This window comes from Jiella mangrovi (assembly GCF_017815135.1).
Lineage (GTDB): Bacteria > Pseudomonadota > Alphaproteobacteria > Rhizobiales > Rhizobiaceae > Jiella > Jiella mangrovi.
In genome coordinates, this window is the sequence record NZ_JAGJCF010000003.1 from 282,684 (window position 1) to 305,582 (window position 22,899).

21 protein-coding genes and 1 other RNA gene are annotated in these 22,899 nt (G+C 64.5%); 16 read left to right on the plus strand and 6 right to left on the minus strand.

Features of this window, described 5'->3' with window-relative positions; all coding sequences use genetic code 11:
• Nucleotides 1-66: 66 nt before the first annotated feature.
• Nucleotides 67-1,866: a single-stranded-DNA-specific exonuclease RecJ gene (gene recJ, locus J6595_RS06565; protein WP_209593648.1), complete on the plus strand. Its 1,800-nt coding sequence runs from the start codon at nt 67-69 to the stop codon at nt 1,864-1,866.
• 128 nt (nt 1,867-1,994) lie between these two features.
• Here recJ and J6595_RS06570 read toward each other — a convergent pair whose 3' ends face one another.
• From J6595_RS06570 to J6595_RS06595, 6 genes are all read right to left on the minus strand, one after another.
• A complete protein-coding gene (locus J6595_RS06570; protein ID WP_245197660.1) occupies nt 1,995-2,285 on the minus strand; it encodes a helix-turn-helix domain-containing protein in 291 nt (96 codons plus the stop codon).
• 90 nt (nt 2,286-2,375) lie between these two features.
• A complete protein-coding gene (locus J6595_RS06575) occupies nt 2,376-2,669 on the minus strand; it encodes a hypothetical protein (protein ID WP_209593650.1) in 294 nt (97 codons plus the stop codon).
• A 48-nt stretch (nt 2,670-2,717) separates the two neighbouring features.
• Nucleotides 2,718-3,422, minus strand: a complete 705-nt coding sequence (locus tag J6595_RS06580; RefSeq protein WP_209593651.1) for an acyl-homoserine-lactone synthase — start codon at nt 3,420-3,422, stop codon at nt 2,718-2,720.
• Between the two features lie 490 nt (nt 3,423-3,912).
• On the minus strand, nt 3,913-4,641 hold the full coding sequence (locus J6595_RS06585; protein WP_209593652.1) for a helix-turn-helix transcriptional regulator: 729 nt from the start codon (nt 4,639-4,641) through the stop codon (nt 3,913-3,915).
• A gap of 826 nt (nt 4,642-5,467) precedes the next feature.
• Nucleotides 5,468-6,655 carry a lytic murein transglycosylase gene (locus J6595_RS06590; protein WP_209593653.1) on the minus strand — a complete coding sequence of 396 codons (1,188 nt, stop codon included), beginning with the start codon at nt 6,653-6,655 and terminating at the stop codon, nt 5,468-5,470.
• 98 nt (nt 6,656-6,753) lie between these two features.
• Complete coding sequence (locus J6595_RS06595) at nt 6,754-7,566, minus strand: glycoside hydrolase family 25 protein (RefSeq protein WP_209593654.1); 813 nt, start codon at nt 7,564-7,566, stop codon at nt 6,754-6,756.
• A gap of 349 nt (nt 7,567-7,915) precedes the next feature.
• Between J6595_RS06595 and J6595_RS06600 the strand changes: the two genes are divergently transcribed.
• The 15 genes from J6595_RS06600 to murG all read left to right on the plus strand — a co-directional run bounded on the left by J6595_RS06600 (nt 7,916) and on the right by murG (nt 22,898).
• Nucleotides 7,916-8,629 (plus strand): J domain-containing protein, encoded by a 714-nt coding sequence (locus tag J6595_RS06600; protein ID WP_209593655.1) that lies wholly within the window; start codon nt 7,916-7,918, stop codon nt 8,627-8,629.
• A complete protein-coding gene (locus tag J6595_RS06605; protein ID WP_245197661.1) occupies nt 8,626-9,396 on the plus strand; it encodes a peptidoglycan recognition protein family protein in 771 nt (256 codons plus the stop codon). Before J6595_RS06600 ends, J6595_RS06605 begins: the two co-directional genes overlap by 4 nt.
• A 73-nt stretch (nt 9,397-9,469) precedes the next feature.
• Nucleotides 9,470-9,913: RNase P RNA component class A (rnpB, locus tag J6595_RS06610), an RNA gene on the plus strand.
• A gap of 665 nt (nt 9,914-10,578) precedes the next feature.
• A complete protein-coding gene (mraZ, locus tag J6595_RS06615) occupies nt 10,579-11,049 on the plus strand; it encodes a division/cell wall cluster transcriptional repressor MraZ (RefSeq protein ID WP_209593656.1) in 471 nt (156 codons plus the stop codon).
• A complete protein-coding gene (rsmH, locus tag J6595_RS06620; RefSeq protein ID WP_209593657.1) occupies nt 11,049-12,083 on the plus strand; it encodes a 16S rRNA (cytosine(1402)-N(4))-methyltransferase RsmH in 1,035 nt (344 codons plus the stop codon). Before mraZ ends, rsmH begins: the two co-directional genes overlap by 1 nt.
• Nucleotides 12,084-12,087: 4 nt before the next feature.
• Nucleotides 12,088-12,456, plus strand: a complete 369-nt coding sequence (ftsL, locus tag J6595_RS06625) for a cell division protein FtsL (RefSeq protein WP_209593658.1) — start codon at nt 12,088-12,090, stop codon at nt 12,454-12,456.
• Complete coding sequence (locus J6595_RS06630; RefSeq protein WP_209593659.1) at nt 12,453-14,204, plus strand: peptidoglycan D,D-transpeptidase FtsI family protein; 1,752 nt, start codon at nt 12,453-12,455, stop codon at nt 14,202-14,204. The genes ftsL and J6595_RS06630 overlap by 4 nt, the downstream gene beginning before the upstream one ends.
• Nucleotides 14,205-14,361: 157 nt before the next feature.
• Nucleotides 14,362-15,810 (plus strand): UDP-N-acetylmuramoyl-L-alanyl-D-glutamate--2,6-diaminopimelate ligase, encoded by a 1,449-nt coding sequence (locus J6595_RS06635; RefSeq protein WP_209593660.1) that lies wholly within the window; start codon nt 14,362-14,364, stop codon nt 15,808-15,810.
• On the plus strand, nt 15,807-17,288 hold the full coding sequence (locus tag J6595_RS06640) for a UDP-N-acetylmuramoylalanyl-D-glutamyl-2,6-diaminopimelate--D-alanyl-D-alanine ligase (protein WP_209593661.1): 1,482 nt from the start codon (nt 15,807-15,809) through the stop codon (nt 17,286-17,288). The genes J6595_RS06635 and J6595_RS06640 overlap by 4 nt, the downstream gene beginning before the upstream one ends.
• Nucleotides 17,285-18,367 carry a phospho-N-acetylmuramoyl-pentapeptide-transferase gene (gene mraY, locus J6595_RS06645; RefSeq protein ID WP_209593662.1) on the plus strand — a complete coding sequence of 361 codons (1,083 nt, stop codon included), beginning with the start codon at nt 17,285-17,287 and terminating at the stop codon, nt 18,365-18,367. The genes J6595_RS06640 and mraY overlap by 4 nt, the downstream gene beginning before the upstream one ends.
• A gap of 10 nt (nt 18,368-18,377) precedes the next feature.
• Nucleotides 18,378-19,778 carry a UDP-N-acetylmuramoyl-L-alanine--D-glutamate ligase gene (gene murD / locus J6595_RS06650; protein ID WP_209593663.1) on the plus strand — a complete coding sequence of 467 codons (1,401 nt, stop codon included), beginning with the start codon at nt 18,378-18,380 and terminating at the stop codon, nt 19,776-19,778.
• Nucleotides 19,775-20,944, plus strand: a complete 1,170-nt coding sequence (gene ftsW / locus J6595_RS06655; protein ID WP_209593664.1) for a putative lipid II flippase FtsW — start codon at nt 19,775-19,777, stop codon at nt 20,942-20,944. The genes murD and ftsW overlap by 4 nt, the downstream gene beginning before the upstream one ends.
• Before the next feature lie 3 nt (nt 20,945-20,947).
• Nucleotides 20,948-21,247, plus strand: a complete 300-nt coding sequence (locus J6595_RS06660) for a hypothetical protein (protein ID WP_209593665.1) — start codon at nt 20,948-20,950, stop codon at nt 21,245-21,247.
• Nucleotides 21,244-21,384, plus strand: coding sequence for a hypothetical protein (locus J6595_RS06665; RefSeq protein WP_209593666.1), 141 nt, complete (start codon nt 21,244-21,246; stop codon nt 21,382-21,384). Before J6595_RS06660 ends, J6595_RS06665 begins: the two co-directional genes overlap by 4 nt.
• Before the next feature lie 395 nt (nt 21,385-21,779).
• Complete coding sequence (gene murG / locus J6595_RS06670) at nt 21,780-22,898, plus strand: undecaprenyldiphospho-muramoylpentapeptide beta-N-acetylglucosaminyltransferase (RefSeq protein ID WP_209593667.1); 1,119 nt, start codon at nt 21,780-21,782, stop codon at nt 22,896-22,898.
• Nucleotide 22,899 lies beyond the last annotated feature (1 nt).

Here is a 22,899-nt window from a genome sequence, read left to right on the forward strand (position 1 = left end):
GCTGGAGGAAATTGCCACAAAAGCCGCGCAAGGACCGTGCCGCCTTCGCCAGCTTGACGAGACGACATGCCACCATCTTCGAGCAAGACATTTCTGGGCGTCGAGAAGTCCGCGACGGGGCGGCGCTGGGGCACCGCTCTCGACGCGCGCAGCGAGGCGCAGGCGCTCGCCATGGCGCAAAAGCTCGGCCTGCCGGACATCGTCGCCCGCGTGCTTGCGGCCCGCGGGGTCGAGGCGGATGACGCCTCACGCTTTCTCGAGCCGAAGCTGCGAAACGAGATGCCCGATCCTTCGGTGATGACCGACATGGATGTCGCGGCCTCGCGGCTCGCCGATGCCGTCGCGCGGCGCGAGCGTGTGGCGATCTTCGGGGATTACGACGTCGATGGCGCAGCCTCCTCGGCGCTGCTTTGGCGTTTCCTGGCTGGTTGCGGCCTCGATCCTGTCATCCACATCCCCGATCGCATCACGGAGGGCTACGGCCCCAATCGAGAGGCCATCGAGAGCCTTGCCGCGGGCGGGGCGACGCTGCTCGTCACGGTGGACTGCGGCACCGCGAGTTTCGATCCTTTCGATCATGCCTGTAAACTCGGCCTCGACATCGTCGTGCTGGACCATCACCAGGCGGGCGTCGAAATCCCGCGCGTGACGGCGCTGGTCAACCCGAACCGCCAGGACGACCTCTCCGGGCTCGGCTACCTGGCGGCAGCCGGCGTCGTCTTCATGGCGCTCGTCGCGACGCAGCGGGTTCTGCGCGCGCGCGCTCTTTTGCCGGACCGGCCCCTCGATCTGATGGGGATGCTGGATCTGGTGGCCCTGGCGACGGTTTGCGACGTCGTGCCGCTCAAGGGGCTCAACCGCGCCCTTGTCGTGCAGGGTCTCGCGGTGATGCGGCGCCAGGACAATCCGGGGATCCGGGCGCTTTGCCGCATCGCGCGCCTGTCAGGGCCGGTGCGTTCCGGCCATCTGGGTTTCCTGCTCGGCCCGAGGATCAATGCCGGCGGCCGGATCGGTGATGCCGCCCTCGGCAGCCGGCTCCTCTGCCTCGACGATGCTGCGGCGGCGGACGCAATCGCCGCGCAGCTCGACGCTCTCAATCAGGAGCGGCAGGCGATGGAGGCGCGGATGCTGGCCGAGGCGGACGCCGAGATGGCGGCCGAGATCGGAAACGGCGAGGGGCCGCCGGTCCTCGTCGCCGCTTCGGCGGACTGGCATCCCGGCATCGTCGGTCTGATCGCTTCTCGCCTCAAGGAGCGCTATCGCCGGCCGGCTTTCGCCATCGCTTTCGACGCATCAGGCAAGGGGGCGGGATCCGGTCGGTCCGTGATCGGCGTCGATCTCGGCCGCATCGTGCGCGCGGCGGTGGATCTGGCTATCGTCGAGAAGGGCGGTGGCCACGCCATGGCCGCGGGGCTGACCGTCAGACGGGAACGGCTCGGCGATTTGCGGGCGCATCTGGAAGCCTCAGCCGGCACGGACGTCGCGGAGCTGCGCAATTCGGATGTGTTGAAGATCGATGGGACGATCAGCGCGGCGGGCCTCAGCGTTCAATTGTGCGAGATGCTCGAAAAGGCCGGGCCGTTCGGGGCGGGACACGAACCGCCGGTTCTGGCAGTGGCCCGTCACCGGATCGTCGATGCTCGTATCGTCGGCAATGGGCATGTTGCTGTGCGGCTCATGGGCGAAGATGGCGTCAAGATGCGCGCGATCGCCTTCAAGGCTGCAGGAAGCGAGCTGGGAGACCTTCTCCACGCCGGGCAAGGCAGGCCTCTGCATGTCGCTGGGAGTGCTTCCGCCGATCATTTTCGCGGCGAGCAGGAAGTGAGCTTCCGAATTCACGATGCTGCGCTCGCAAACTTCGGGTGATCTGTCGAAGCCGTGAAGCCTCGAAGGAAAAGTGGCGAAGCCCGTCCAACTTCGCGTACTGCACTGTGTTGCACGGCTCATGCCGAGGCGCCTCACGGGAAGGCCCCGATGACAACGTGCATCTGGCCTCATTCAGCCGTTTCGACCGCCGGGGCCAGCGAAACGAGAAGCGCGTCGAGCGCACGGCGAGTTTCCGGAGAAAGCGCCTTGAGGTTTCGCAGAATGCGAAGATCGGCTTTCGAAAGCGTTGGGTACGCCTCGAATGTCGGCATTTCCTCGAAGAACCAGGTTACTTCGCGACCCAAAGTATCGGAAATTTCCCGCAAGCGGCCGGCGGAGATGCGGTTCAGACCCTTCTCGTATTTCTGGACCTGCTGGAAGGTGATACCCAGCGCTTCGGCCAGTTTCTCTTGCGACATGCCTGTCTCGAGGCGTGCGAGCCTGATGCGGGCGGCGATCTGTCTGTCTATATCGGATGCTGCTTTTGAATTACGCATAGTTCGACTATCTTACTGGTTTTGCCGCTCCGGCTGCTGAAGCAGAATCGTGACAGCCAAAGTCACCGCAGCGGCAGCTTCTGGACGGTCCTGCTCTAACTCAGGAATTGCGTAAATCAAAGTATGCAGGACGGCATTTCGGTTTATGGCGTCCTCCGGCAGAGCACGCTGCGGGATCACCAGCCGGCTGTCGCACTCGACGATTGCAGCCTCCAGCGCGCAGGCCGCCGCGGGGGACAATCCGCGCACTGCCGACAGGCTTGAGATAAGAAAATGCGCGGCTTCTCGGTCCGGTGACAACCGCATGCTGTTCTCGCATATCATCACTATTCGCTTCCCAGTTTCAGTGTCGACTCACGCTCGCCATGGCGGCAATTTCGGACCGGACATGCGCGCATATGTCGCATGCGAAACGATCCGGATTGAAGCCTCGGGTTGTGTCGGGTGAGGAATATCCGTTTCGATGGCGAGTACCGGCTTCGTCCGCCGGCACATGGATTGGCTGATGCGCACTGTCTCGGCGGTGGCTGCAGCGAAGATCACCGCCAGCGGCTTGCCTTCCAGACTGCACGGGACGTTCAGCGGCCGCACGTTCCAGCCCGCCTCGATCAGGCGCGAGACGAATTTGGGGTGCGTGCGCATGATCACGCCACGCAGCCCAAGCGCCAGGAACGCTTCCGCAACGCCGGTATAGACCAGGCTGATCGCGCTGATCCCCTCGGCGTCCGCCGCCCCCGGCTCTGCGACGCAACGCGTCCACTCGACGATGTCGTCGCCGCGCGGCCACAGCGCGCCGCCCATCAGTTCGGGATAGTTTTCCGAAAGAAGATGCGGCCGGTCCGTCCGCAGGAACCGCGTATAGCCAACGACACTGCCGCCCAGGAGCAGTGGAAGATGGATCGCGCATTCTGTATCGAACTCGTCGATCTCACGTCCGTCGGACTTGCGCAGGTTGTTCCATCGGAACCGATCGACGAACTGACGATGCCGAAATGACCAGACATCCTCCATGGTTGGTCCATGGCGGGCGATATTGGCGGCCGTGATCATCGTCATCATTGCCGGTTCTCCTTCCCCTGCACGCTGTTTTTGCGGCGAGGGGCGCGGAATTCCTATCTGGGAATCTCCCGGTATTGACGGGTGCCCACCTCCATCATCTGAACGGAGTCAATGCGTCTAAATATCGTGGGCAGGCTAACGTTAATGTCGAAGCCATCGGTTGGAAATAGGCCGATAGTATTGCCGTATCCCGACCGCACCCCACCGTAACAGCGCCGTTTATTTTATTGTAAGCCTTTTATACAAATCCGACCGAGCGGGTTGGAGGTGGTCGCTCCACTTCGACTTCGGCAACCGAAGCGGGTCGAACGCTTTCGGTCGCGCATCGCAAAGTTTCAAGTTGCCGTGTTGGTTTTCGATCTGCTCGGCGAGCTCGCCGCCGGTCCCACGATGGTGTCGATCTTGACCCGGAGGCCGATGCTGGCCACGCACTCTCCGCGAAAGTCGAGATTGCTTGGTCGAAGGCCTTGTCACAATTGCGTGACCAGGCTCAGTGAATCCGTTTCTGTCGCAGGCTTTCTGCGACCAGTTGCGCACGGTTGATCGCGCCGACTTTGGAGCTGGCATTGCGCAGATAGGCTTCGACGGTCTTTTCCGCCAGCCCGGTAATGCGACCGATCTCCCAGTTGGTCTTGCCGGCGGCGCACCAGAGCACGCATTCGCGCTCACGAAGGGAAAACGGCACGCTCGCCTCCAAGTCCTCGGCGTGATTGACCAGGAGCTGTTTGATCCTGCTATGGGCGTAGATGGCGATCATGTGCAGGGCGCCACGATCGCGTTCGGACAGCTCGATGCGCTCGCCGGTGAAGGTCACGAAAGCAGACAGACCCTCCAGCGTGTGAATCGGGACCATCAGACCGTCGCGCATTCCAAACTCGCTTGCCTCGTCCATGACGCGTTGCGCATTCGGGTCGAGTTTGCCGCGACAGGCTTCATCCCAGGTGAATGGGGTATCGGTCCTGCGCACGTTGCCGATCACCGGATCCCAATGGATGTAGCCTTTCTCGAGATAGCGCGCGAGCCATTCGGGATCGCATCCCGGCAAGATCAGATAGGGCTCGATCGATTCTCCGGGTTTCGGAATTCCGCAAACGCCAAAGCCCGTGAATCCGAAAGCCCCGGCGGTTCGCAACAACTCAGTCGCGATGGCCTGTTGGTCTTCCAGATGTTGTATGCAATCGATGAACCTGAACATAGCGTCCGAGGTGGATTGGCCCATAGCATCCTGCGGTGCTCTATTTTTTCCGGGCAAGACAACTATGAATTTTGCCTTTCGTCAACGGCACTTTGCGCTGTTACGCCGCAAATGAGCGCAGGCGGGAGAAGTATTGCTCCACTTCGTTTCGCATTGCGATAAAGCTAATGGCGGTTTTTCAGCGTGTTGCGATTGCGGTAGGGATGGTATTGCGTTTCATTCAAGGCCCGGACATTGGGGCTGACGTGTTCATTCCCTTACGGTTCGTACGGTCCAAAATGTTGTCGCATAATATATTCAGCTACCTAAGTAGATAGCAAAATGCGCAGTGAGCACGCGCAGAGGCGGAATCATTTCATGTGCTCTGCGGCCGTCCCCGATGCGCAAAGCGCGGGTTGCTGTGATTTATCATTGCGTCAGCCGTCTTCGTCGCTGGCACGAAAGCGGGAGTCGTCGGGGCGGGCAGGCGGATCTCGCCGCGGTGACGGGCCTGTGGGCGCGGATGCGCAGGAATGCTTCCTTCTCAGGGATGGAGCGGAGCGTTCCTTGGTCGTCCGGATGGACGCAAGGCCCTTTAGATGGCCTGGTCTATGCCGGGCATGAACCGGCCGAGCGATTGCTGCCGGCTTCTGGCTGGTCCCCGCTCTGGTCTGGGCAGGCGAGTGGGCTGCTTTCGCCCTGATAGACGATCCGGCAGGACGCTCCGTTTCGGTTTCGCAGAGACGGCGCACGGAGAAGAGCGCCGAGCGGACCGAGGCAGGCCTTGTTCGCCAGGACCGGTCGCTGGATCCGGCAAAGGGCGGCATGGGCGCCTTTGACGGATCGCCGGAGGCGTCGGAAGCGATCTACGCTACATCGCCGAGAGCAGGTTCGCCGTCGGCCAGCCATCGGCGGGTAGGCCAAGCCGCAGCTGTTCCTGGCGGACGGCAGCACGCGTGTTCTCGCCGATGATGCCGTCGATACCTCCGACGTCATAGCCTCGATCGACCAGCCTTTGCTGAAGCGCCTTGGTCTGATCCACCGAAAGGCCGGGCTCGGGGTTTCCCATGTCGATCGGCTCGGCGCCGTCGAGCCGTGTCGCGAAATAGGCGGCGGTCAGCGAATAGACGAGCGACTTGTTCCAGGCGAGATAGATGTCGAAATTCGGAAAGGTCAGAAATGCCGGTCCCTTGCGGCCCATGGGCATGATCAGCGCGGCGGGCAGATCGTCCGATTCCAGAGCCGAGCCGTCCGCCTTGGTGACGCCGAGCGACGCGAAGCTCGACCGCGGCTCCTTGTTGACGAGCGCTGCGCGGTCCCAGGGAAAATCGGCCGGGACATTGACGGCCTCGAGCCATGGTTCGCCACGCCGCCAGCCGAGCGAGGCGATGTATTTGCCGGTGGTCATCAGGACGTCCGGCGCGTCCTTGCGCAGATCGACGCGGCCATTGCCGTCTTCGTCGGTACCGAACTTGACGTATTCTTCCGGCAGAAGCTGGGTCTGGCCGATCTCGCCGGCCCAGGCGCCGCGCATTTCGGCGGGTGTCAGATAGCCCTTGTCGACGATTTCGATCGCCGCCATCAGATGCGGGCGGAAGAGCTCCGGCCGCCGGCAGTCATGGGCGAGTGTCGCCAGCGCAGGCAGCGTCTCGAAGTCGCCGAGCACGGCGCCGTAGTCGGTCTCGAGGCCCCAGAAGCTGCTGATCACCGCGGCTGGGACGCCGGTCTTCGCTTCCACGTCGCGGAAGACGTCGGCATATTTCTGCATGTTCTGCCGGCCGAATTTCAGCCGGTAGCCGCTGACCATGCGGGTGGCGAACTGCCGCCAGTCCTGGGCGAAGACGCCCTGGGCACGGTCGGCCGCGAGAACCTTCGGGTTGATCCGCATGTCGGCCACGGCCGCATCGACCGCGGTCTTGGAAATTCCCTCGGCGAGAGCCTGCTGCCGGACACCTTCCAGAAAGCTCTGAAAGTCGCCGCCGCATTGCTGGGCGGTCGCGCCGGTGGTCCCTGCGGCGAGAAGGGCGAGGGTGGCGGCAAGGCGGGGCAGAACTGTCATCGGGCAGGCACTCCGGACGCTCGGATGGGTGGCAGCACATTGCCACAAGACGGTTTCATGTCGCGCCGATACCGCGTCTAGATGGCGGATTGAAGAAGTTATTTCGCCAGATGTGCTCTCAACCACTTGATCCAGTCATCCCGCGTGCCGGCGAAAGCATTGCGATCGACGTCGCCCTTGACGCCCGGAACCCTTCCTGTGGCGGTATACTGCCAGAAGCGAAACTTGCGGTTCTCGTAGACATTGTCGGGATGGTCGGCGACGGCGCGCAGCCAGAATTCGTGATCGGGAAAGGCGCCGACCAGGCGCTCACGGTGGACGTCGATCGGAATGTAGAGGATTGGGCGCTGGCCATAATGGCGCTCGAGCATGTTCGACATCGCGCCGACTTCGCGGATGATCTCGTCGCGGGGCGGACGAATCGTGCAGGTCGGCGAAAACGGCGTCCACTCGACGTCGATCACCGGCGGCAGCGCGCCCCGCTCTTTCGGGACGTTGCGAATGAACCATTCGGCCTGCTCGTGGCCGGGCCGGCAGTGATACCAGAAATGATAGCCGCCCCGCGGGATGCGGGCGGCCCCGGCGCCGCGCCAGTTGTCGTCGAAACGATCGTCGACGCGGTCGCCGCCCTCGGTCGCCTTCAGCCAGGCGAAGGCGACCCCGCCGTCGCGTGCCGCCGCCCAGTCGATGTCACCCTGATATTTGGCGACGTCGATGCCATGGATCGGATATTGATGCGCAGCCGTTGCCGCGAAGTCGGAGAGGCCGAGATCCTCGACGCTGATCGCCGTCGAGCGGCAGCCGGCGAGGGTGGCCGTCGCCGCAAGTCCGGCGAGGAATGCGCGCCGCGATGCGCGCCTTGCGGTTTGTGTCTCGACCGTCCCCGTCCGCTGGACATTTCGACCATGCATCGCTGGTGATCCTCCCCGATCTGCCGACCCATCACGGGTTCTTGTGTGACGAAAAGCTTGGCGCAATTGCGGAAAAAGCCGCGAGAATCCAGCGCAGTCGTGCGCAGTCGACGGATGGCCTGGCCCGGCGGAACCTCACACGGGCAACTTGACCGGGCCTTGCGGAGGCGCGATAGCAAAAGCTCGTTTGCGTCGCGGCACGCCATCGTCGATAGTGCCGCAGCGCCCTTTCACCGCTTCGAGGAAGCCTGAAAGGCTCAAAGTCGGCGTTCGAGCGCGGTGCGTGAGCGGGAGAGGACCCCCACGGCGGACATCGGGCGAAGGACGCGAAGCGGACCGGTGCGTACCGATGGCGATCTTCTCGAGCTTGAGTGCCCTCCTGCAGCAGGTCCCCGCCAGCGGCCGGGCGACGCTCGGCGCCATTCTGGAAGCCGTCAGGTCCCTTTTTGCCGGTGACCGCGAGACGCGGCGCAAGGTGGCCTTCTCCGTCGCGATCATCGCGCTTTCGGCCAAGATGGCCAAGGCCGACGGCGTGGTCTCGGCCGCCGAGATCTCTGCCTTTCGTCAGATTCTCGAAATTCCGCCCGACGAGATGAAGAACGTCTTCCGGCTCTACGACATCGCCAAGGAGGACGTGGCGGGCTTCGAGGTCTATGCGGCGCGGCTGCGGGCGCTCTGCGAGGACGAGAACGGCAACTGCCAGCTTCTCGGCGACGTCCTCGACGCGCTTTTCCACATCGCCAAGGCCGACGGGCTCGTGCATGAGCGCGAGCTCGCCTATCTCGAGGAGATCGCGACGATCTTCGGGCTCGACGAGGAAGCTTTCACGCGGCTGCGCGAGCGCCACATCGCCGGTCCCGACAATCCCTTCGCCGTGCTGGGTCTCGATGCCGACGCAACGCCGGCCGAGGCCCGCACGCAGTATCTCTCGCTGGTCAAGGAAAACCACCCCGACCGGTTGGCGTCGCGCGGCGTTCCCGACGAGTTCATGTTCATCGCCTCGGAGCGGATGAAGGCGATCAACGACGCCTATTCCAAGATCGCCAAGAGGCACGCGGCTTGAGCCCTGACAGCGCGCTCGTCGGCGAGCTTCGGCCCTCCGGCAATTTCAACGAGCGCCGCTTTGCCGGCGGGCCGACCATGCTGATCCTGCACTATACCGGCATGGGCAGCGGCGAGGGTGCCGTGCGCTGGCTGGCCGATCCGGCAAGCGAGGTTTCCTGCCACTATGTCGTCCATGAGGACGGCCGCGTCGTCCAGATGGTGCGGGAGGCGCACCGCGCCTGGCATGCGGGGCAGGGCAGCTGGCAGGGCGTTTCCGACATCAACTCGCTTTCCATCGGCATCGAGATCGTCAATCCCGGCCATGCTGGCGGCCTGCCGGATTTCTGCGAGACGCAGCTCGAAGCGGTGATCAGGCTGTCGGCCGACATTCTCGCCCGGCACACGATCCCGCCCGAGCGCGTGCTCGGACATTCCGACGTCGCGCCGGCGCGCAAGCAGGACCCCGGAGAGAAGTTTCCCTGGGCGCGGCTGCATCGCGAGGGGGTCGGCCATTTCGTCCCTCCGGCGGCGATCTGCGACGGCGAGACGCTTTCGCAGGACGACGAAGGCCCGGCGGTTCTGTCCTGGCAGAAGCGCCTCGCCGCCTATGGCTACGACGTTCTGCCAACGGGCCGGTTCGACCCGCCGACGCGGTGCGCGACCATCGCCTTCCAGCGCCATTTTCGTCCTTTGCGCGTTGATGGCGTCGCCGACGTCTCGACGGTCGAGACGCTGAGGGCGCTCAGCGCCGCGCTCGTCGCGCGCGATGACGTATTGCTCGCCTGATTTTGGCGCTTTCTCTCCTCGAGGCGCCTCGTGATGATTGACACGGAGGGCTGGTTGGCCGAGTGAAGCGCCGTCAGCCGGCCGGGCGGCCGCTCCCGTCATGTGTCGAAAGACGGCGGGGGAGGAAAGTCCGGGCTCCACGGAGAGACGGTGCCGGATAACGTCCGGCGGGGGCGACCCCAGGGAAAGTGCCACAGAAAGCAAACCGCCCCGCCTACAGTCCGGCTCTGCCGGGCTAGAGCCTCGACAGAAAGAGCCGGGCCGTCGGCGGGGTAAGGGTGAAAGGGTGGGGTAAGAGCCCACCGCGGTGCTGGCAACAGGGCCGGCAAGGTAAACCCCACCGGGAGCAAGACCGAATAGGGACGACGTGGCGTGGGATTTCGTCCCACCGCCGGCCTCTCTCCGGGTCAGTCGTCCGGGTAGGTTGCTAGAGGCGGTCCGCAAGGGCCGTCCCAGAGGAATGGTCGCCAGGCGGCTCTGCCGCTTACAGAACCCGGCTTACAGGCCGGCTGACACTCTTTTCCAAAAAGACCCGTTCGCCCGAGCTCACCACGTTTGGAAAGGACATGCGCAGGCGCCCCCGTGGCATCGCGCCGCCAAGCGAAAACGCTCTGTCTTTGCAGACAGTCCGAGCGTCGGCTCTTTCGTCACGTGGGGCGGACGGACCTGCCTTCGTCTGCGACGAGAACGAAGCCGCCCGGCACTCCCTGAGCGGCCGAGACTTGTTAGCCGCAACGCAACTTCAAAGCCAAAAATTTGCGGCACTGTCGGGCTGGCACTGTGAACCTTGCCTGAGGCCTGCTCGCCGGCCAATTTTCCTTGCACTTGCTACTATAAGTAAAAAAGATCATTCCATCACCTCCAGGTAATTTATTAGCGTTAGTAAGCCGTTAACGGCGTCGCTGTAAGGTGTGAACCAGCTCTCGGAAGCCTTGCCGCAGGCGTGTTCCCATTGACGCCCATGGATGCCCATGTTATCCCAAATGCATCATCGAGAGGGCCGGTTCGGGCCCAAAATCAAACAGTGCATTGCGTGCTTCCAGGTGGCGGAAGAGGCGGTCTTGGCTTCGTCGCAAGCTACGGTCGGGGTCTGTTCGCGTGGCTTCGACCTGAGGGTCGGGGGAGGCGGGATGATCGATGCGAAGGCTTCGATATGTGGCAGAGCGGATCGAGTAGGCGTCGATGGACCGGTTTCTTTCGAGCTATGTCCACAATGTCGACGCCAAGGGCCGGGTTTCGATTCCGTCCTCGTTCCGTCAGGTGATCCACAACCGCGGCATTCGCGAACTCTTCGCAATGCGCTCATTGTCGCAGCCGGCGATCGACGTTGGCGGACCGGAATTGATGGAGCATTACGAGAAGCGGATGGAGGCCGTCGATCCGTTCAGCGATCTCTACCAGGAGCTGGCGATCTACGCCTATGGCGACGGCGCCTATCTCAAGACCGACTCGGAGGGGCGTATCCTGATGACCGATTTCATTCGGTCCCACACTGGGATCACGGACCGCGTCACCTTCGTCGGCGTGAAGAATTCATTCCAGCTTTGGGCTCCCGAGCGCTTCGAGGCCTTCCGCGGTGCGCTGCGGGAGAAGCTCAGGGAGCGCCTACCAAGTCTTCGTGGGGCCGCGGCTCCCGTCGAAACACCGGAATAATGGCGGGCGACAAAGGGACCGAGGATCCCTGCGTTGGCGGACCAGTCCGTCATGTTCCGGTGCTACTGCCAGAAGTGGTCGGCGCGGTCGCGCCGGCCACTGGCCAGGTCATCTTGGATGGCACCTTCGGTGCCGGCGGCTACACGCGCGCGCTTCTGGATGCCGGCGCCGAGGTGATCGCGATCGATCGCGATCCGACCGCAATCGCGGCCGGAAAGCCGATCGTCGACGCAGCTGGCGGCCGCCTCGTCCTTGTCGAAGGGCGGTTTTCCGATCTCGGCGAGATCGTGCAGGCACGCCATCCGAATGGCATCGACGGCGTCGTGCTCGATATCGGCGTCTCCTCCATGCAGATCGATCAGGCCGAGCGCGGCTTTTCCTTCCAGAAGGACGGGCCGCTCGACATGCGCATGGGCGGCAACGGGCCGACGGCGGCCGATGTCGTCAACATGCTGAAGCCCGGCGATCTCGCCCGGGTTCTCGGCTTTTACGGCGAAGAGCGCCAGGCCGGTCGCATCGCCCGGGCGATCGAGGCGCGGCGCGCCGAGCGGCCGTTCGAGCGCACGCTCGACCTCGCCGAGGTGATCGGTCGGGTCGTCGGGCGCTCGCCCAAGGACAAGATCGATCCCGCCACCCGCAGTTTTCAGGCGCTGAGAATCTACGTCAATGACGAGCTCGGCGAGCTGGCCCGCGCGCTCGTGGCCGCAGAACGGATCCTCAGGCCCGGCGGCCGGCTCGTCGTCGTGACCTTCCATTCGCTGGAAGACCGGATCGTCAAGCGCTTCCTGAAGGATCGCTCGTCGCAGCCGTCGGGTTCGCGGCATCTGCCGGATGCCGCCACCCGGCTGCTGACCTTCACGGCCAGCAACAAGGCGGTCGCGGCGACGGAGGCGGAGGCGGAGCGAAATCCACGTGCCCGCTCGGCCAAGCTCAGGCTTGGCGTCAGAACCGATGCAGCGTCCCGCGAGGCGGCAGGTGCGCTCGATTTTGCCGGCCTGCCAAGCCTTGCCGACCTGCCGCAGAGGGGAGACTGAGACCATGCTGAAGACGCTGAACATCCTTCTGATCCTGGTCATGCTCGGGGCGGCGGCCTACACCTACAAGATCAAGCATGATGCGGAATTGCTCGAAGAGGCGATCGCCAAGGTCGATCGCAAGATCTCCCTCGAGCGCGAGACGATTTCGCTGCTTCAGGCCGACTGGACGCTGCTCGATCAGCCCGGGCGGCTGCAGCGTCTGATCGACGTCTATTCGGCCGAACTCGAGCTGAAGCCGATTCAGCCTGACCAGATCGTACAGCCGGACGAGCTGCCGGCGCCGAGCGCTCTTCCGGCGCCCGGCTCCGTGCCTGTCCCGGTCTCTCCCGCCGGGCGTTATGCCTACAATACGGGAGTGGCTGGACAATGAAGCGTTTCAAGGCCTTCCTGACGCGGACCGTGCGTCCGGCGCCGGCTGCCGGCACCGAGCCCGGCGTTTCGAAATACGATCGCTTCGGCCGTCGCCGGGGCGGCGCCGAAACGCCGCGAAATTCGGGCCGCTTTGCTCTGGCCATCGGTCTATTCGCGGCCGTCTACCTCGTCATCGGTGCGCGCCTCGTTGAATGGGGCGTCGAGCCGGCCGAGACGGCGACCTATTTCCGCAGCGCCAACCAGAGCATGTCGGCGCGCCCGCAGATCCTCGACCGCAATGGCCGGGTTCTTGCCACCGACATCACCACCTTCTCGCTCTTCGCCGAGCCGCGCCGGATCATCGATCCCGACGAGGCCAGCGAACTTCTCCTGACGGTCCTGCCGGATCTCGATCCCAAGTGGCTCTACAAGCGCCTCTCGGGCAAGCAGGGCTTCACCTGGCTGCGGCGTGAGCTGACGCCCGGCCAGAAGCAGGCGATTCTCGATCTCGGCATCCCCGGCATTGGCTTCAGGTCCGAAAAGAGCCGCTTTTATCCCGGTCGAAGCACCGCCGCCTACATCGTCGGCCACGTCAATGTCGACAATCAGGGCACGGCGGGGATGGAGAAGTGGATCGATGACCAGGGCTTCCGGGCGTTGCAGCATACGGGGCTTGCCAGCGAGGCCGATCTGACGCCCGTCAAGCTTTCCATGGATCTGCGCGTCCAGCACATCGTCCAGGACGAGATCACGAAAGCCATGGAGCGCTACCAATCCCTGGCTGCCGGTGGCATCGTCCTCGACGTCGAGACCGGCGAGGTCATCGCCATGTCCTCCGTGCCGGATTACGATCCGAACGTGCCGTCACAGGCGCTCGACAAGAACCGGCTGAACCGCATGTCCGCGGGCCTTTATGAGATGGGCTCGACCTTCAAGACCTTCACGACGGCGATGGCGCTCGATTCGGGCAAGGTGAAGCTGACCGATTCCTTCGACGCCTCGAAGCCGATCCGGATCGGCGGCTTTTCGATCAGCGATTTCCACGGCAAGCGCCGTGTCCTCTCGGTGCCCGAGATCTTCATCTACTCCTCGAACATCGGTACCGCGCAGGAAGCCGAGCGTGTCGGGATCGAGGGGCATCAGGCCTTCCTCACCAAGCTCGGCCTGCTCAGCAAATGGAAGACCGAGCTTCCCGAAGTCGCGACGCCGACCCAGCCGAAGGTCTGGAAGCTGATCAATTCGATCACGATCTCCTTCGGCCACGGCGTCTCGACGACCCCGATGAACACGGCTGTCGCCGCCGCGGCGCTGATGAATGGCGGCCGGCTGATCCCGCCGACATTCCTGCCGCGCACGCCCGAACAGGCCGACGCCCTGGCAAAGACGGTGGTCTCGAAGAAGACCAGTGACGAGATGCGCTATCTCTTCCGCCTCAACGTCGCCGATCAGCGCGGCTCCGGCAACAATGCCGACGTCCCCGGCTATCTGGTGGGTGGCAAGACCGGTACGGCCAACAAGGTCGTCCATGGCCGCTACTCCAACACCAAGAAGTTCAACGCCTTCCTGGCCGCGTTCCCGATGAACAAGCCCCGCTACATCGTCCTGACGGTCATCGACGAACCCAAGCCCGAAAAGGGCAAATACTACGCGACGGCGGGTATGAACGCGGCCGTCATGGCCGGCAACATCATCCGGCGGTCGGCGACCTTCCTCGGCGTGCACCCGCAATTCGGCGATGCGGGAAAGTCGCTGCTCGTCTCGTACTAGATCGTTCAGATGCCGCGTCGGCGGGCAGAGGGCGGGAATTTGAAATTTGGTCCGTGTGGTTGCGTCGACGGCATTCAAAAGTCGACCTCGCTCCACTAGAAGATCTCGGAACCGGCCGGCCTTTCGTCGACCGTAGACGAAGCAAGGACTGGGGTTCATGCAGCTCTCCCTTCTGGCAGATGGCCTCGGCGCGGTCGAAGGCGACGCTGATCCTCAGATCGCCGCGATCACGGCCGATTCGCGGCAAGTGAAGCCGGGCGCGCTGTTCGCGGCCCTGCCGGGCACCAAGGCCGATGGCACGGCCTTCGTCGCCGATGCGCAGTCGCGCGGGGCGGTCTCGATCCTGTGCGACGAGGCGGCGACGGTTTCCTCCGCGCTGCCGGTCGTTCGCAGCACCGATCCTCGCCATGCCCTCGCGGTGATGGCGGCCCGTTTCTACGGGGCTCAGCCGGAGCACGTCGTTGCCGTGACCGGGACGGCAGGCAAGACCTCGGTCGCAACCTTCGTGCGCCAGATCTTTGAGAAGTCCGGTCATGTGAGCGCTTCGATCGGCACCACCGGCGTCTTATCGCCCAAGCGCGTCATCGACGGAACGCTGACGACGCCCGATCCGATCGCGCTTGCCGAACTGATGGCACAGCTTGCCGAGGACGGTGTCACCCACGCCGCGATCGAGGCATCGAGCCACGGGCTCGATCAGCGCCGGCTCGACGGAATCAGGCTGAGCGCGGCCGCCTTCACCAATCTGGGCCACGACCATCTGGATTATCATCCGGATGCGGAAAGCTATTTCTCGGCCAAGATGCGGCTCTTCACGATGCGGTTGCCGAAGGGCGCGCCGGCCGTGATCAACGCCGACGACGCCTGGTCCGGCCGGGCGATCGAGGTCGCCACAGGCGTTTCGGCGCAGGTTCTGACCGTCGGACGCAAGGGCGGCTTTCTGACGCTGAAGCGGCTCGAACACGAGCGCAGCCGGCAAGTCGCGGAAGTCGAGGCGGAGGGGCGTATCCACCGGGTCGTCCTGCCGCTCGCCGGCAGCTTTCAGATGTCGAACGCCCTCGTTGCCGCCGGGCTCGCCATCGCGGCAGGCGTTCCGGTCGCGACAGCCCTGGCCGCGCTGGAAAGCCTCGAGGGCGCCAGCGGCCGCCTGGAACTGACCGGAACGACGCCCCACGGCGTGCCGGTCTTCGTCGACTACGCCCACAAGCCGGACGCCTTGCAGAACGTCATCGAATCGGTCCGGCCGTTCACCACAGGCAAGATCATCATCGTCGTCGGCTGCGGCGGCGACCGCGACCGGGCCAAGCGCCCGATGATGGGCGAGATCGCAACGCGTCTTGCGGACGTGGTGATCGTCACCGACGACAATCCGCGGTCGGAGAATCCGGCGACGATCCGCGCCGCGATCATGGCGGCGGCACCGGGCGCCAGGGAGATCGGCGACCGGCGCGAGGCGATTCGCGAGGCGATTTTCACGGCAAAGGCTGGGGACACGGTCATCATTGCCGGCAAGGGACACGAAACCGGCCAGAAGATCGGCGACGTGGTGCATCCCTTCAACGACCACGAAGAAGTGCGGTCGGCGATCGCGGAGCTTCACGAATGAACGAAATGCTTTGGGAGACGAGCGTCCTTCTCGACGCGATGCAGGCGCGCCCGATGGGCAGCCTGCCGCAGGGCGTGACAGGCATCTCCATCGACACACGCACCCTCGAGCCAGGCGACGCCTTCTTCGCCATCAAGGGGGAACAATTCGACGGACACGACTTCCTGTCGACGGCCCAGCGGGCCGAGGCCGGCCTCGTGGTCGTCGCCGAACACAAGCTTCCCGCCCTTGGCCACGTCCAGGCGCCGATGCTCGTCGTCGACGACGTTCTGAAGGCGCTCTCGCGGCTGGCTGAAGCGGCGCGCGCGCGCTCCAGGGCCAAGGTCGTCGCGGTGACGGGAAGTGTCGGCAAGACCACGACCAAGGAGGCGCTGCGCCACGGGCTTTCAGCCGTCGGGAGCGTCCATGCGAGCGCCGCGTCCTTCAACAATCACTGGGGCGTGCCCCTGTCGCTCGCCAGGCTTCCGGCCGAAACGAACTATGCCGTCTTCGAGATCGGCATGAACCACCCGGGCGAAATCCGCCCGCTCGTCGCCCTCGTTCGTCCCCACGTCGCCATCGTCACGCTGATCGCCCCGGCCCATCTCGGCCATTTCCGTGATCTCGACGAGATCGCCGAGGCCAAGGCGGAGATCTTCGAAGGGGTCGTCGCGGACGGAACCGTGATCGTCAACGCCGACGATCCGAAATGCGGACTCCTGGAGGATTACGCGCGTAAGGCCGGCGTCTCGAAGATCGCAAGGTTCGGTGAGGCCGATAATGCCGACTTCCGGTTGATCGCCTTCGAGGCGACCCGCGAGGGTGCCAGGATCGATGCGGAGATCGCCGGCGAGGCGGTCAATGTCAGTCTGTCCATGCCGGGCCGGCACATGGCGCAGAACGTTCTCGCGGTGCTCGGCACGGCCGAGCGGATCGGCGCCGACGTCGGGAAGGTGGCTGCGGCCCTGTCCGACTGGCGGGCCGTCAAGGGCAGGGGCGCCCGGCACGGCATGACGCTGAAGGACGGCTCGGCCGTCACCCTTATCGACGACAGCTACAACGCCAATCCCGCCTCGATGGGGGCTGCCCTCGACGTCCTGGCGCGGGCCGAGACACGGGACGGCGGTCGGCGCATCGCCATTCTCGGCGACATGCTGGAACTCGGCGCTTTCTCTCGCGAGCTCCATGCCGGCCTGAAGGAGCATGTGCTTGCGGCGAAGGTCGATATCGTGTTCCTCGCCGGCGAGGAGATGAAGGCGCTCGACGAGGTGCTGGCCGGCGACGTTGCCTGCCGCTGGCACGATAGCAACGAAGCGCTTCTCGCCGATCTGGAAAACACCATGCGCGGCGGCGACGTCGTTCTCGTCAAGGCCTCGAAAAGCATCGGATTCTCACCCTTGGTCGCAACGCTGCTGTCACGCCACGAAGCCAAGCCGGAGGCAAAGGCCCCGTCTGACGAGACCGGCGCTGCGGCGGTGAAGGAGGGAGAGGCTCGATGATCGCTTATCTCGGCACCTTCGCCGACACCGTCCCGATCTTCAACGTTTTCCGTTACATCACCTTCCGCACCGGCGCGGCGATGATCACCGGATTCATCGTGGTCTTCCTGTTCGGGCCGGCGATCATCGCCGCCTTGCGGCTGCGTCAGGGCCGCGGGCAGCCGATCCGCGCCGACGGGCCGCAGACCCATTTCAAGAAGGCCGGGACGCCGACCATGGGCGGGCTGATGATCCTGTCCGGCGTTCTCGTATCGACGCTGTTGTGGGCCGATCTTCAGAACATATACGTCTGGACGGTTCTCCTCGTCACGGTCGGCTTCGGCGCGATCGGCTTTTACGACGACTATCTGAAGGTGACGAAGCAGAGCGATCTGGGCTTTTCGGGCCGGGCGCGTCTGGCTCTGGAATTCCTCATCGCCGGCGTTGCGGTCGGGGCGATCGTCTATGCCGGGACAGGCACTTTCGCGACCTCGCTCGCCTTTCCGTTCATCAAGGAATTCCTGCTCAATCTCGGCTGGTTCTACGTCGCCTTCGGCGCCTTTGTCGTCGTCGGTTCCGCCAATGCGGTCAATCTGACTGACGGGCTCGACGGGCTTGCGATCGTGCCGATCATGATCGCGGCCGCCGCCCTCGGCCTGATCGCCTATATCGCCGGCAATGTGAACTTCTCGAACTACCTGCAGATCCACTATGTGGCGGGAACCGGCGAGCTCTCGCCGCTCTGCGGCGCCGTGATCGGCGCCGGTCTCGGCTTCCTGTGGTTCAACGCACCGCCCGCCGCGATCTTCATGGGCGATACCGGCTCGCTCGCGCTTGGCGGCATGACCGGCGCCATCGCGGTGGCCACCAAGCACGAGATCGTCCTGGCGATCATCGGCGGCCTCTTCGTCATCGAGGCGATGTCGGTGATCATCCAGGTCGCGTCCTTCAAGCTGACCGGCAAGCGGGTCTTCCTGATGGCGCCGATCCATCACCATTTCGAAAAGCTGGGCTGGACCGAGAGTCAGGTGGTGGTACGCTTCTGGATCATTGCCTTCATGCTTGCCTTTGTCGGCCTTTCGACCCTGAAACTGAGATGAACGAGACGCGATGATACCCGTCACCTGCCTTGCCGGCCAGAAAGTCGCGCTGTTCGGTCTCGGCGGATCGGGCCTTGCGACGGCCGAGGCGCTGGTCGCCGGCGGGGCCGAGGTCACGGCCTTCGACGACAATCCCGCAAGCGTCGAGAAAGCTGCCGCCGCCGGCATTGCGACGGCCGATCTCAGGGCCGCCGAGTGGCCGGGCTTCGCCGCGCTGGTGCTGTCGCCCGGCGTGCCGCTGACCCACCCGAAGCCGCACTGGACGGTCGATCTCGCCCGCCTTCATCAGGTGCCGGTGATCGGCGACGTCGAACTGTTCTCCCTGCAGCGCCGCGCCGAAGCGCCGACGGCGCCCTTCGTCGCGATCACCGGGACGAACGGCAAGTCGACCACCACCGCCCTGATCGCCCATTGCCTGAAGGTCGCGGGCAAGGACACCCAGCTCGGTGGAAATATCGGCGTCGCCGTCCTGACGCTCGATCCGCCGGCTGCAAAGCGCCACTATGTCGTCGAGTGCTCGTCCTACCAGATCGACCTTGCGCCAACGATCGAGCCGACTGTCGGTCTGCTTCTCAACCTGTCGCCGGACCATCTCGATCGGCACGGAAGCATGGGAAACTACGCGGCGATCAAGGCGCGGCTCGTCTCGGGCGCCGAAATGGCGGTGATCGGCATCGATACCGAGCCTTGCCGCCAGATCGCCGACGGTCTCGAATCGGACGGCACTCTCGTGACGCGGATCTCCCAGGCCGCCGTGCCGGCGCGGGGCATCGGCTTCGATGGCAAGGCGCTCCATCGCCGCATGCCGCGCTTTGCGGAGGCGAGTTTCGATCTGACGACGGTCGGTTCGCTGCGCGGCCGCCACAACGCCCAGAACGCCGCCGCGGCCGTCGCTGCGCTGACGCTTCTCGGGATCGACGACGCGGCGATCGAAAGAGGGCTCACGAGCTTTCCGGGGCTTGCCCACCGCATGGAAGAGGTCGGCCATGCCGGCAACGTTCTGTTCGTCAACGATTCCAAGGCAACCAACGCCGATGCCGCGGCCCCGGCGCTCGCGGCCTTCAAGCGTATCTACTGGATTGCCGGCGGCCTTCCCAAGGAGGGCGGTATCACGCCCCTGAAGGCGTATTTTCCGCGCATCGCGAAGGCTTATCTGATCGGTGAGGCGGCGCCGGCCTTCGCCGCGACTCTTGGTGAACGAATTCCTTACGAAATTTCTGGCACACTGGATGTCGCCGTCGAACATGCGGCGGCCGACGCGAAAGCGGCCGGCGAGGAGGCAGTCGTTCTGTTGTCCCCGGCCTGCGCAAGCTTCGACCAGTTTCGTAATTTCGAAGTCCGGGGTGATGCCTTCCGCGAAGCGGTGGCCGCCCTGCCGGACGTCGAAGGAAGGCGCGGAGAGACGCGATGATGAGCGCAACGACGAGGCAGGCGACGAGCACGATCATCGCCGACTGGTGGCGCAGCCTCGACAAGTGGCTGCTCGCCGCATTCCTTATTCTTCTCGTTGCGGGCTTCATGCTCTCCTTCGCGGCCAGCCCGCCGGTCGCCGAGCGCATCGGCCTCGAGCCGTTTCACTTCGTCAAGCGTCACGCGCTCTTTCTCGTTCCCTCCGTTCTGGTGATGCTCGGGACCTCGCTGCTGTCGCCCCGCGGCGTCAGGCGGGCGTCCTTCGTCATCCTGATCGGGGCGATCGTCCTGATGGTCGCGGCGCTGTTCTTCGGCACCGAGATCAAGGGCGCCCGGCGCTGGATCGACTTCGGCCCGCTGAACATCCAGCCGTCGGAGTTCATGAAGCCCTGCTTCATCGTCATCTGCGCCTGGCTGCTTGCCGAAAAGGTCAAGCGTGCGGACGTTCCGGGCAATCTCTACGCCCTCATCCTGCTTCTGATCGTCACGGCGCTGCTCGTCGCCCAGCCCGATCTCGGCCAGACGATGCTGGTCGCCGGCGCCTGGGGCGGTCTCGTCTTCATGGCGGGCCTGTCCTGGCTGTGGATCGTCATGCTCGGCAGTGTCGGCCTCGTCGGTGCGGCCGGCGCCTATTTCATGTTCGATCACGTGGCGAGCCGCATCGACCGGTTCTGGACGGGCGAGGGCGACACCTTCCAGACCGACCGGGCCAGAGAGGCGATCCTCAACGGCGGCTGGATCGGCAAGGGGCCGGGCGAGGGCACCGTGAAACGGCTCTTGCCGGACAGCCACACCGACTTCGCCTTCTCGGTCCTCGCCGAGGAGTTCGGCATCATCGCCTGCATGGTGCTGGCGGCGCTCTTTGCCTTCATCGTCCTGCGCGGCCTGTCGACGGCCCTGAAGCAGCGCGACCCGTTCGTGCGGCTGTCGATCTGCGGGCTCGTCTTCATCTTCGGCCTGCAGTCGATCATCAACATGGCCGTGAACCTGCAGCTGATGCCGGCCAAGGGCATGACGCTGCCCTTCGTCTCCTATGGCGGCTCCTCGATGCTGGCGATCGCCATGTCGGCCGGCTTCATCCTCGCCCTCACGCGCAAGCGCGCCGAGAACCGCTCCTATACCGACCAGCTCGTGCACAGAACCTGGGTGTTGCACGGGGCGGCCTGAGGGGTGGCGGACGAAGATGGGCTCGAAGCTCGGGAGCGTAGTCCGCAGAGCGAAGGCACCGGCGGCGCGTTCCTCGTAAAGGACAAGACCGAAGGCGAACGCGAACAGATCAAGTTGCAGGCGACCTATATGAACGGGATTGCAATCGGCGTTTTCATCGTCGGGGGTTTCACTATTCCGACGTCGATCGTCCTCAGTTCCGGCAACTACGTCTTCGCGACGATTTTCGCTCCGCTTTGCTTTGTCGCGAGTTTCGGACTACATAAAGTGGCGAAAAGCTCGCTCAAGGAACTGGATCGATGAGTGTGGTCGAGACGATTTTACTCGCTTCGATGCTGCCGATTGGCGCCTTCGTGATTGCTGCTTTGGTTTTGCGTGACTCCCGGCGGATCACGGAACAGGCGCACGCACGAGCGAAGGCTCGGCAACGCTCGCAGTAGGGCCGCCCGGCGCCCAAATGCGATCGTGGCAGGGCTTTGCTTCTGACTCAGTCTGGCTGTGCGTCGGATGGCGGCGATGAATGAGGGAGATCGACCGATAATCTCCTGGAGTTCTTTGTTCTGGCTTTCACGCTGCCGAACGGCGCCTTTCCGAAGGTCTGTGAGGCAACTCAGAGTCTCGGAAGGTTATCGAACAGGCGCGTATGCGCGCCACGTAAATGGGTGCTGACGCATCTCGGGAGCCGAGGCAGGCGAGGTTTTCGAAGTGCTCCTGGGGACCGGCCTGGGGATAGAGCGCTGGAATCTGCCGCAAACGGATCTGGAACTGTCGATTTCGCCGCATTTTGCGGTAACGAAAACCAACGCCCTTCCGATCGCCCTCTCGATGAGTTCTCATGACCACCATTCTTCTCGCCGCCGGCGGCACGGGCGGCCATCTGTTTCCGGCCGAAGCGCTTGCCCACGAGCTGATCGCGCGCGGCTATACCGTCGAGCTCGTGACGGACGACCGGGCAGGGCGGTTTGCCGAACGCTTTCCGGTGAAGGAGGTGCATCACGTCCGGTCGGCGACCTTCGCGTCGAAAAACCCCATCGCGATCTTCAAAACCCTCTGGACGCTGTGGCGCGGCTTCCGCGAGGCGGGCGCCCTGGTCCGCAAGCTCAGGCCGGCCGTCGTCGTCGGATTTGGCGGCTATCCGACGGTGCCGCCGCTGATGGCCGCGACGCGTGCCGGCCGGCCGACGATCGTGCACGAGCAGAACGCCGTGATGGGGCGGGCCAACAAGTTTCTCGCGCGCCGCGTCGACAGGATCGCGGCGGGCATCGCGCAGGAGAGCGCCGAGCCGGCGATTGCCGCAAAGATCATCGTCACCGGCAATCCCGTACGCCCCGCCGTTCTAAAGGCGGCTGAACGGCCTTATGCGGCGGCTGGCCCGGACGAGCCCTTCCGCCTCGTCGTCTTCGGCGGCAGCCAGGGCGCGTCTTTCTTCTCGGACGCGGTCCCCCGTGCGATCGAGCAGCTGCCGGAGGACCTCCGCAGGCGTTTGACCGTCACGCAGCAGGCCCGTGCCGAGGACGAGGCCAGGGTGCGTGCGTTCTACACCGAGCACGGTATTCCAGCCGACGTGTCGCCCTTCTTTTCCGACATGGCCGAGCGTATCGGCACCGCCCATCTCGTCGTCAGTCGCTCCGGCGCCTCCACGGTCTCGGAGATCTCGGTCATCGGCCGCCCGGCGATCCTCGTGCCGTTTCCTTACGCCCTCGACCACGACCAGGCGGCCAATGCCGCAAAGCTCCAGGCCGAAGGTGCGGCGATCGTCGTTCAGCAGTCGGAGCTCCCGCCGGGGCGTCTTGCCGGTCTGATCGCGGACATTGCCGGCAGCCCTGAACGCGCCGCCGCGATGGCTGCCGCGGCTCGGGCGACGAGCCTGCCGAATGCGGCCGCCTTGCTCGCGGACCTTGTTGTCTCTATGCCCGGTGTCGAAGAACAGGGCCAATCGAAGGTAGGAGAATAAC